Genomic DNA, 10,860 nt, shown 5'->3' with positions numbered 1-10,860 from the left:
ACGGCGGTCGACTTCCGCACCGAGCTTCCGAAGACCCTCGTCGGGAAGGTGCTCCGGCGGGTGCTCGTGGACGAGGAGAAGAAGAAGATCGCCGACGCGAAGGAAGCCGCGAAGGAGTAGGCGATGGCGGCGGGACGGACGCCGCCCGTCCCGGGTCATGGAGTCGGGCTGGTGACGATCCTGTGCTCCGGGACTCGCCTGCGCGAGATCCTCCCGAACCGCCCCATGCAATAACTCCTTGCCCCGCGCGCCCCGCCGCGCGTATACGACCGTGGCGAGGGGCCTCGTGCACGCATTCACCCGGTTCCTACTTGCTCTGGCGGCATCCACCGCCGTCGCGGCGCCGCCGGCCGAGGTCGCGTCCGTCGCTTTCGACGACGGGACCACGCTGGGTTGGTCCGCCGCATCCGGCGCCGACGCCCACAACGTCTACCGGGGCACGAGCCCGTCCCTGCACGACCAGTCGTGCCGCGTCTTCCGCGCGCCGGGCACGCAGGCGACCCTCGCGGAGGACCCCGCGCCCGGGACCCTCTTCTACTACCTCGTCAGCGGCGTGAACGCCGACGGCGAAGGGCCGCTCGGAGCTCCCAACGCGCAGCCGTGCCTCGACGGCGACGCCGACCTCGTCGCCGACAACCTCGACAACTGCCCCGGCACCGCGAACGCGAGCCAGGCCGACCAGGACGGCAACGGCGTCGGCGATCGCTGCGACCCGAACACCTACGACTTCGAGTCGGACGCCGTCGGAGCGCGTCCGGCGCAGGTCACGCACGTCGGCCCCGCGAACCAGACCTTCACCGTGAAGGACCTCGCCGGCGACCGCTCGGTCTCGTTCAACCTCGCGGGCGTCGGCGCGTTCGAGCGGTTCGATCGCCTGTCGTCGGGGATACCGTTCCAGGACCTGACCGTCTACCTCGACTTCGAGGAGACCGCCGAGGTCGGCTCGATCGAGCTCTGGTCCGACGGAGCGCACGGGTGGAACGCGGGGGGCGGCATCATCCTGCAGCTGTATTCCGCCGGGGACCTGCGTTACTACGACCGCTTGGGGCAGAACGTCCCGTTGATCCAGGGCCCGGCGATCCCCGCCGGCGGCCGCCTGCGGCTGCGGCTGGTGAAGGGGCCCGGGACGACCTCGACGCTGTTCGTCGATCGGCTCGGCGGGGCGGGGTGGGAGAACCTCACGAGCTTCCCCGTCGCCGACGACCGCCTGTATCGCGGCCTCGACGTCACCCTCGGCGACTACTTCGGCGGCCCGCGCGCGTTCAAGCGCGTGACGGTCGTGCGCGAGGTGCCGTCCGCTCCGCTCACCCTGCGCAAACACGTCTCGGGGGCGACCGACTGGAAGGTCTTCCAGCGCGATGCGCTCGACCGCGCGGACGTGCCGGTGCGTTTCTACTACCGCGCGAGCGAGGCGGTTCGGGTCGAGGCGCGCGTCGTCGTCTCGAAGACGGGCACCGTGCTGACCGGGTTCGACTGGGCCGACCACGCGGCGACGCTCGCCGCGGCGCCCTCGGGCGCGGCGGGGGAGTTGACGGTGTCGGACGTCCCCGCCGGCGGGAACTACGACGTCGAGGTCCGCCTCGTCCGCGTTTCCGATGCGGCGGTGCTGGCGACGGGATCGATCGACGAGATCGGCGTCGGCGAAGTTTTCCTCGCGGGAGGGCAGTCGAACATGTCGGGGTACTCGGGGAGCCTCGTCGGGGCGGAGACGCCGATCGACGAGGTGCACCTCTTCGGGAACGACTACGTGTGGAAACGCGCCGTCGAGCCGATGGACGACGGCGTCGACCAGGTCGACCTCGTCTCGTTCGAGAGCCCGGCCGCGACGATCCTCCTGCGCTTCGCGAAGGAGATCCATCAGACGCTCGGCATGCCGGTCGCGATCATCCCCGGGCCGCTCGGGGGGACGAACCTCTTCTCGCAGTGGCAACGCGACGCGGCCGATCCGGACAACCGCGGGACGCTCTACGGCTCGCTGCTGCATCGCGGCCTCGTGCAGGAGCTCGGCACCCCGCCCCGGGGTTACCTCTGGTACCAGGGGGAGTCGGACGTCGGGCGGACCGACTACGAGACGAATCTGAAGCAGCTGATCGCGCAGATCCGTCAGGACCTGAACGCACCCGACCTGTGGTTCGGGATCGTGCAGCTCGCGACGAACCAGCTCACCTCGGACCTCGAGGCCTGGGTCGACCTGCAGGAGCAGCAGAAACGCGTCGCGGAGACGACGGCGAACACGGTCATCACGGCGGCGGTCGACCAGCCCCGGGCCGACACGATCCACCTCAACGTCGAGGGGTACAAGGTCGTGGGGGCCCGCCTGGCCAGCGAGCTGAGGGAGCACCTCTACGGAGAGCCGATCGACGCCTCGGCGAGCCTGGTGTCCGCGCAGATCGTCGGGAACCGGCGGCGGATCGAGCTCACGTTCGATCGCGCCGTTACGGGAGGCGGTGCGAGCCTGTTCCGGGTACGGCAGGGATCGATCCCCGTCTCGGTGTCGAGCCTCTCCGTCTCGGGGAGCGTCGTCACCCTCCAGCTCGGAGGGCAGGTCGATCCGGGGGCCACCGTCTCCTACGGGTACTCGACGAACCCGGCGTCCCCGTGGCTGCGCGACACCGCGGGGACCGCGGTCCTGGCTTTCAGGAACTTCCCGGCCAACTAGATGCTCCGCTTCGTGGTGGCGGCCGCGCTGAGCCTGCTCCCCCGCCGTACGTGGCCGCCGCTGTCCGAGCACGTGCCGATCCGGGCCGCCGCCGTCGCCTCCGCCGCGGCGACGGTCGTCGCCGGAATAGTCTTCGGCGGACTGGGATTCCTCGACTACGCGACGCAGGCTGCGTCGGGGGCGAACGAGGCGATGCTCGACGCCGCGCGCTCGGGTCGCCAGGTCGCGACGACGTCGTCGATGTTCCTCTCGATGTTCTCGTCGGTGGCGTATGCGCTGGGAACGTGGTCGGGCCGGCTCGCGACCTACCTCGTGCTCAGCGGATTCGTGCGCGGGGTGGCGGCGCTCCTGGACGACCCGTTCGGAGACCCGATCCTGACCGGGCTCCATCGTCTCGCCGTCCGGTGGCGGGAGCGGCGTCGGGAGCGGATCGAACGCACGCGTCGGGAAAACCTGGAAGGGGAGGAGGCGCCCGACCTGCTCCTGCCGGCCGAGCGGTTCTCGCTCGAAGGGGCGACCTGGGTCGTTCTCGCCTCCCGCCGCAAGCCGGGTTGGGAGCGGGGGGTCACGGTCCTCACGGACGACGGGTGGTTCCTGCTCGGCGAGCCGTTCGACGTCGAGGCTCCTCAGGGTCTGAGAAGGGCGTACCCGTTGGCCGCGGTGCGCGAGACCGAGGTCCTCCGCGCCGCCGTCCGGTACGCGATGCCGAGGGGAACGGGGCGGGGCCGGACCCCGTGACGCGGCTCAGTTCCCGTCGCACTTCACGCTGGCGGGCAGGACGTTCTGGCAGGCGATCGAGTCGGTCATCCCCGAGGCGAGGAACGCGCAGGCATTCTCGTGGGCGGTGCGCTGGGCTTCGGCGGTCGTGGCCCCCGCGGCCTGCCGACAGGCGGTCGCGCCGCGGAAGGTGACGCAGACGTCGCATTGGGTCCGGTGCTGACCCCGCACCGCGAGGACGAGCACGGCGGCCGTCGCCGCGGCGAGCACGAGGAAGATCAGCACGGCTTTCGTCATGGGGCTGCGCATGGACCCGGAGTATAGAATCCCGGCCATGACCAAGGACATCCTGACGCAGCTGGACTTCGGAAATGCCGCCGTTCTCGACGCCTCGCTCTCCGAGCGCGTGCGCGGACTCGTCGGCTCCGAGATTCTCAAGATCGCCGGACAGATCCGCGAGTTGATCGCGACGGGGAAGCCCGTCTGCAACCTCACCGTCGGCGACTTCGATCCGAAGCAGTTCCCGATCCCCGCGATGTTGCTCGAGGGGATCCGGCGGGCGCTCGCGAACGGCGAGACGAATTACCCGCCGTCGGACGGGATGCTGGTGCTCCGCAAGGCGGTGGCCGACTACTCCGCGCGCGAGTGGGGCGTCCGCTACCCCGTCGAGTCGGTGCTGATCGCCGGCGGCGCGCGGCCGATCCTCTACGGCGCCTTCCGCTGCGTGATCGATCCCGGCGACAAGGCGGCCTACCCCGTCCCGTCCTGGAACAACAACCACTACGCGTGGCTCACCGCGGCGCGCGGCGTCGCGATCCCCGCGCGTCCCGAGGACGGGTGGATGCCCACCCTCGAGACGATCCGCCCGCACCTGAAGGACTCGAACCTCCTCGTGCTCAACACGCCGCTGAACCCGTCGGGGACGGTGATGGACCCCGGGGTGCTGCGCACGATCACGGCCGCGATCGTCGAGGAGAACGAGCGGCGCACCCACGAGGGACGGCGCCACCTGTTCCTCGTCTACGACCAGATCTACGGCTCCCTCCTCTTCGGCGGGGCGAAACACGAGCACCCGGTCTCGCTCGTTCCCGAATCGGCGCCTTGGGTCATCACGGTGGACGGCATCTCGAAGGCGCTGGCGGCGACCGGGCTTCGCGTGGGCTGGACCCTCGCGGCGCCTCCGGTCACCGCGCGCATGCGCGACCTCCTGGGGCACGTCGGCGCGTGGGCGCCGCGCCCCGAGCAGGTCGCGGTCGCCGAGTTCCTCCTGGATGCCGAGGCGATCGGGGCGTACCGCCGCGACATGGACGCGCGGGTGAAGGCGCGTCTCGACGCGTTGTACGCCGGATTCTCGGACCTCAAGCGCGAGGGATACCCGGTCGCGTGCATCGACCCGCAGGGCGCGATCTACCTGTCGCTGCAGCTCGACCTCGTCGGCCGGAGGATCGACGGCACGCGGATCGAGACGAACGAGCAGATCCGCAAGCTCCTCCTCGACAAGGCGGGGATGGCGGTGGTGCCGTTCCAGGCGTTCGGGTTCCCCGAGGACACGGGGTGGTTCCGGCTGTCCGTCGGAGCCGTCTCCCTCGCCGACATCGAGCAGGCCTTCCCCCGCGTCCGAGCGCTGCTCGACTCCGTCACGAGGTAGAACTCCGTGCGTCGCCCGGCCCTGGCGTTCGCCCTCTGCGTGTGCGCGGTGCACGCGGCGTCTCCCGATCCCTGGACGCTCGTGGATGCCGACGGCAGGCCCGCGGCGGGATTCCGCGTGCAGGTCGTCGGACGCACCGGGTCCGCCGTGACCGGCGCCGACGGGGCGTTCGCGATCGAGCCGGGTCCCGTGCCGCCGTTCCAGCTCGCGGTCTTCGATCCGCGCGGCACGCTCGCGGGGGTCATCGGCGTGAACGACCTCGCGTCGCGGACCCTGACCGTGCCCGCCGGCGTGACCGCGGAGGTGATCGTCCGCGGCGGCGTCGCCCCCTCGACGCCGAGCGCCCCGGCCGCCGCGGCGACCCTGTTCGCGGGGGAGACCCGGGAGCGGACCCGCCCCGCGCGCCTCGCCGACGTGTTGACCGAGATCCCGGGCGCGTCGCGCCTCGAGGAGGGCGCGTCGGTCGTCCCCGCGCTGCGCGGCCTCGCCCGCGGCCGCACCCTGATCCTCATCGACGACGCGCGGGTCACCGCCGAGCGCCGCGCCGGCCCGTCGGCGACCTTCCTCGACCCCGCGGTCCTCGAGAGCGTGGAGGTCGTCCGCGGGCCGGGCTCCGTCGGCTACGGCTCCGACGCCCTGGGGGGCGTGATCCACGTGCGCACCCCGCTCCCGCGGCCGGGCGACTTCGCCGCGCGGTTCGAGACGACGGCCGCCACCGGCCTCCCGTACGCCGCGGGGGCCGTGGAGCTCAACGTGCCCGCCGGGGACGGGGCCGTGCTCGCGCAGGTCCGAGCCCGCTCCTACCAGGATTACGACTCGCCGGACGGGAAGGTGCCGAACTCGTCGGCCCGCGACCGCGGCGCGCTCGTCCGATGGCTCACGCCGGTCGGGGACAAACGGTTGTGGTTCGCCCTGCAGGTCGACCGTGCCCGCGACATCGGCAAGCCCGCGACCGACTCGTCGGTGACGCGAGCGTTCTACCCGACCGAGGACTCCGACCGCTTCACGGTGGGGCTCGACGCCGGCCGGTTCGCGGGGTTCGAGACGGTCGAGGTGCGGGGCTTCGCCGGGCGTTACCGCCTCGTCACCGATCGCGACCGCGCGCAAACCGCCGCCGTCACCCGCCGGATCCAGCGCGCGGACGTCGACGCGAACGACGCGAGCTTCCGCGCCACCGGGACGCGCCCCTTCGAGCGCGGCTTCCTGCGCGCGGGCGTCGACTTCTCCTCGCGCTTCGGCCTGAACTCGGAGGAGACGACGTTTTCGTTCGACGCCTCGGGAGCTCCCACCTCCACCACGACCACGACCTCCGTGGAGCGCGCCTCCCGGTACGACCTCGGACTCCACGTGGAGGCCGAGGTCGCGCCGGCGGACTCCCGGTTCACCCTGGCCGGCGGCGCCCGTCTCGACGGCATCGCGGTGCGCAACGAGGGGGGATACGCCGGCGACGTCTCCGACGAGCGCGGCGTCCTCTCGGGGTACGCCTCGGCGTCCGCGCGCGTCGCGGCGACGTCGTCCGTCACCCTGCAGCTCGCCCGCGGCTTCCGCGATCCGACCCTGTCCGATCGCTTCTTCCGCGGTCCCTCCGGTCGCGGGTTCATCACGGGGAACCCCGACCTGAAGCCCGAGTCGACGCTCCAGGCCGACCTCGTGTTCCGCACGAAGGCCGGGCGGGCCAACCTCGCCGCGTACGCGTACGCCTACCGGATCGACGACCTCATCGAGCGATACGGGGAGCCCGACCCGACCGATCCGACCGTGACGAACTTCTACTATCGCAACCGGGCGCGCGCCGACCTCCGCGGCCTCGAGCTCGAGGCGGAGCTCCCGCTGGCCGCGGGTTTCCGCCTGCGGGGGGCCGCCTCGTGGGCCGAAGGGGAGATCGTCGACGACGGAACTCCCGCGGCGGACATCCCGCCCGTGTCGTTCGTCGCCACGGTGGAGCAGGACCTCGACCGCGTCTGGTGGCGCGCGCGCGGTCGCGTGCAGCTGCGCAAGGACGACCCGGGACCCGTCGAGGTGGTCACCCCCGGTTACGCGACGTTCGACGCCGCGGTGGGCGTCCGCCTCGGCGCGGGGCTCGAGGCGCGTCTGGGCGTCGACAACCTGCTCGACAAGAGCTACCCCGCGACCGCCGACCCGACCGCCGTCGCCGCTCCGGGGCGGGCGGCGAGCCTGACGCTGACCGGGAGGTTCTGACCACTCGCTGCACGCTGCACCCGACCCGCCGCCGGCTGCTTCGTCCCTCCTCCCCTGTGGGTATAGGCGGCGCGGGAGGGAGCTCCGATGGCGTGGTCGTGCCGCAAGGCGATGGGAGTGGTGCTGGCCTCGGGTTGGGGAGTCGCGTTCGCCTCGGAGCCGGTCGCACCGGTCGCGGCGGCTCCCGCCGAGGAGGAGAGGACGATCTCCGAGCGCGAGCGCTGGGAGATCCTTCGCCGCCTCGGGGCCGACGGGATGATCCCGTTCGACGCCCGCGGGAGGGCGCTGCGGCAGCTGCGGGCGAACCTCGCGTCCGGATTGCTCGGGGAAGCAACCGACTCGATCGACGGCGATCGGTGGATCCCGCTCGGCCCGTCGCCGATCTCCGCCGGTCCGGCGTCGTTCAGCGGGCGCGTGACCGCTCTCGCGGCGCACCCCACGCAGGCGGGCACCGTCTACGCCGGCGGCGCGCAGGGCGGGGTCTGGAAAACCACCGACGGCGGCTCGACCTGGACGCCGCTGACGGACACGCAGGATTCCCTGGCCATCGGCGCCCTCGCGATCGACCCGTCGAATCCCCAGATCGTCTACGCCGGGACGGGGGAGGCGAACGGGTCGTGCGACGCGTACTACGGCGTCGGGATCCTGAAGTCCACCGACGGCGGGGCGACGTGGTCGAAGGTCGGGGCGACCCCCTTCGCGAACACGAGCATCGCCCGAATCGTCGTCAGCCCGGCGAACGGTTCCACGCTCTGGGCCGCGAACACGACGGGCACCGCGGGATTCGGCTGCTCGGTCCTGCCGACCTCCAACCTCGGCGTCTGGCGCTCGACCAACGGGGGCTCGAGCTGGAGCCGCGTCCTCTCCCCGCTTCAGACCCTCACCATCACATCGACCCGGGAGCTCCTGATCTCGCCCTCCGATCCCAATCGGCTCTGGGCGGGGGTCGATGAGAGCGGGATCTGGACTTCGTCGAACGGAGGCACCTCGTGGACGCGGCAGACGACGGGGCTGCCGGCCTCGGGGACGTTCGGGCGGATCGCGATGGCGGTCCATCCGTTGAACGCGCTCGAGCTGTACGCCTCCTTCGAGGCATTCGGCGGCTTCAACCTCGGGGTCTGGAAGACGACGAACGGGGGGACGAGCTGGTCGCAAGTCGCCACACCCGGCGCGACGACGTGCCAGGGCTTCTCCTTCCAGGACCTGTGTACCTACGCCTCGAACACCTTCGGCCAGTGCGGCTACTCGGCGCGCGCGATCGTCCGACCCGACGGCACGGTGATCCTGGGCGGGACGACGATCGTCCGATCCACGGACGGCGGCGCGAGCTGGCAGGACGCCTGCCCCGACGACGTCCACGTCGACCAGCACGCCTTCGCGCGCGGCGCCGACGGAGCGCTCTGGGTCGGCAACGACGGCGGCGTCTGGCGCAGCCCCGACGGCGGCGTGTCGTGGGCGACGCGCAACACGAACCTCGAGCTGACGCAGTTCTACCCCGGCGCGTCGCTCCACCCGTCGCGACCGGACGTCGCCCTCGGCGGTACGCAGGACAACGGCACGCCGCTGCGGGACGTGAGTCCCCGCTGGCGCCACGTCTTCGGAGGGGACGGCGCCTCCTCCGCGTTCGACACCGCCGCGCCGGACACGACCTTCTACGCCTCGTCGCAGTACCTCCTCCTCTACAAGACGACGGACGGCGGTCTCACGTTCCAGAGCGCGATGAACGGGCTGGCGGACGGCGGGACGAACCTCGCGGCGTTCATCGCGCCGTTCACGGGCTGTCCCGCCGACGGCGCGGTGCTCGTCGCCGGGAGCAACAACGTGTGGCGCACGATCGACGCCGCCGGTTCCTGGGCGTCGAACGGCCCGGATCCGATCGATCCTTCCGGCGCCCGGATCGCCTGCATCGCGTTCGCGCCGTCCGACGCGTCGTGCGGCACCTACGCCGTCGGGCTCGAGAACGGCAAGGTCTGGCTCACCCAGGACGCGGGGGGCGCCTGGCGGGAGATCTCGGGCGGGAACTTCACGCGCCTGGTGTCCGATCTCGCGTTCGATCCCGCGAACCCGGCGGTGCTCTACGCCGCCCTCGCCGGATTCGGAGCCCCGCACCTTTGGAAGTCCACCGACGCCGGGTCGGCGGCGCCGACCTGGACCGGGATCGCCTCGGGGCTTCCCGACGCTCCCGTGAACGCCGTGCTCGTCGATCCCGAAACGCCCTCGATCGTCTACGCCGGCTCCGACCTCGGGGTCTTCCGTTCGTCGAACGGCGGATCGAGCTGGGCGTCGTTCATGAACGGCCATCCGCGGGTGGCGGTTTACGATCTCGTCGCGAACGCTTCGACGCGCAGCATCGTTTCGTTCACCCACGGCCGCGGCGCGTTCCGCCTCGCGCAGGGATGCACCACGCCGGCGTTCGCCGGGGTGTCGGCCGCCACGGACGAAAGCGTCTGCGGCACCGGCGTGCGGGTGAGCTGGCCGACTCCGTCGAGCTGGGGGACCGGCGTTTCGGACGGGACCTTCGAGATCCGGCGATACGGACCGAACGGTTGCGCGGGTCCCTTCACGACCGTCGGGTCGGGGCTCCCTCGCACGAGCACGTCGTTCGTGGACACCTCCGCGTCGCCGGGCGCGTCGCACACCTGGCGCGTCGTGGCCACGAACGCCTGCGCGACCCCCCTCGCCACCGCGGGCGTGCAGGAATGCTCCGCCCCGGCGGTCGACGCCGCCGACGCCGTCGCCTGCCCGGGGGTGGGGGATTCCGTCGCGGGGTCCAAGGACGCGGGGTCGGCGACGTTCGCGTGGAGCCCCCCGGCCTGCGCCGATCTCGCGGCGCAGGAGGTCTACGGCGCGACGAGTTTCGCCGCCGCGTTCCCGTCGGAATGGACGCTCCTGCAGAGCGGGACCACGAACGCCTACACCGAGCCCCTCGACGGGGGTTTCCGGGCGTTCCGCGTGAGAACGCTCGACGGGTGCGGGAACCCCTCCGAACCCTGAGGCGGGGTGCGGGGAGGCGCGGCGCGGCGATCCGTTCTACACTTCGCCATCCGTCGAAATGAACGGAGGCGACGTGCGCGACTTCGAAACGGCCCTGAAGGCCGCCGCCGATCCCACCCGGACCCGGATCCTCAAGCTCCTCGAGCCCGGCGCGTTGTGCGTCTGCCAGATCCAGGCGGTGCTGGGTCTGGCGACCTCGACGATCTCGAAGCACCTCTCGATCCTGAAGCAGGCCGACCTCGTCGAGGATCGCCGCGACGGGAAGTGGATCCACTACGGTCTCGCCGCGGGCGGTCGGAACCCCCACGCCGGCGCGGTGCTGGAGCTCGTGCGCTCCGCCCTGAAACGCGATCCCGCCATCGCCGAGGACCGGAGGAAGCTCGCGGCGGTCCGCCGGATCCCCGTCGAGACCCTCTGCTCGATCGACCCCGCCGAAAGGGGAGCCCATGTCTGAGCCGCGCCCGCGCGTGCTCTTCGTCTGCGTCGAGAACTCCTGCCGCTCGCAGATGGCCGAGGGGTTCGCCCGCGCGGTCGGGGCCGAGGCGTACAGCGCCGGCTCCCGTCCCTCCGGCCGGGTGAACCCGCGCGCGGTCGCGTTCATGAAGGAGAAGGGGATCGACCTCGGCGTGCACGCCTCGAAGGG

Annotated in this window: 8 protein-coding genes; 7 read left to right on the top strand and 1 reads right to left on the bottom strand. The window is 72.0% G+C overall.

The features are described 5' to 3' along the window. Positions 1-286 precede the first annotated feature (286 nt). Both VF139_08560 and VF139_08555 read left to right on the top strand, forming a co-directional pair. On the top strand, positions 287-2,659 hold the full coding sequence (locus VF139_08560; GenBank protein HEX6851450.1) for a sialate O-acetylesterase: 2,373 nt from the start codon (positions 287-289) through the stop codon (positions 2,657-2,659). Beyond that, on the top strand, positions 2,660-3,397 hold the full coding sequence (locus tag VF139_08555) for a hypothetical protein (protein HEX6851449.1): 738 nt from the start codon (positions 2,660-2,662) through the stop codon (positions 3,395-3,397). A gap of 6 nt (positions 3,398-3,403) precedes the next feature. Here the strand turns inward: VF139_08555 and VF139_08550 are convergent, their stop codons facing one another. Beyond that, complete coding sequence (locus VF139_08550; GenBank protein ID HEX6851448.1) at positions 3,404-3,685, bottom strand: hypothetical protein; 282 nt, start codon at positions 3,683-3,685, stop codon at positions 3,404-3,406. A 25-nt stretch (positions 3,686-3,710) separates the two neighbouring features. Here VF139_08550 and VF139_08545 point away from each other — a divergent pair, with 25 nt between their 5' ends. The 5 genes from VF139_08545 to VF139_08525 all read left to right on the top strand — a co-directional run. Continuing rightward, entirely contained in the window at positions 3,711-5,024 is a 1,314-nt protein-coding gene (locus tag VF139_08545) for an aminotransferase class I/II-fold pyridoxal phosphate-dependent enzyme (protein ID HEX6851447.1), read from the top strand. 6 nt (positions 5,025-5,030) lie between these two features. Further along, positions 5,031-7,223, top strand: a complete 2,193-nt coding sequence (locus VF139_08540) for a TonB-dependent receptor (protein HEX6851446.1) — start codon at positions 5,031-5,033, stop codon at positions 7,221-7,223. 87 nt (positions 7,224-7,310) lie between these two features. Next, positions 7,311-10,217 carry a hypothetical protein gene (locus VF139_08535; protein ID HEX6851445.1) on the top strand — a complete coding sequence of 969 codons (2,907 nt, stop codon included), beginning with the start codon at positions 7,311-7,313 and terminating at the stop codon, positions 10,215-10,217. 73 nt (positions 10,218-10,290) lie between these two features. Beyond that, positions 10,291-10,671: a metalloregulator ArsR/SmtB family transcription factor gene (locus VF139_08530; GenBank protein HEX6851444.1), complete on the top strand. Its 381-nt coding sequence runs from the start codon at positions 10,291-10,293 to the stop codon at positions 10,669-10,671. Beyond that, positions 10,664-10,860, top strand: a 197-nt coding sequence (locus tag VF139_08525; protein ID HEX6851443.1) for a hypothetical protein, incomplete at its 3' end; no start/stop codon positions are given. The genes VF139_08530 and VF139_08525, both read left to right, overlap by 8 nt.

The sequence above is a fragment of the Candidatus Polarisedimenticolaceae bacterium genome (genome assembly GCA_036376135.1).
GTDB lineage: Bacteria > Acidobacteriota > Polarisedimenticolia > Polarisedimenticolales > DASRJG01 > DASVAW01.
Note: the sequence above shows the minus strand (reverse complement) of the source record. Positions and strands in the feature narration are given on the sequence as shown.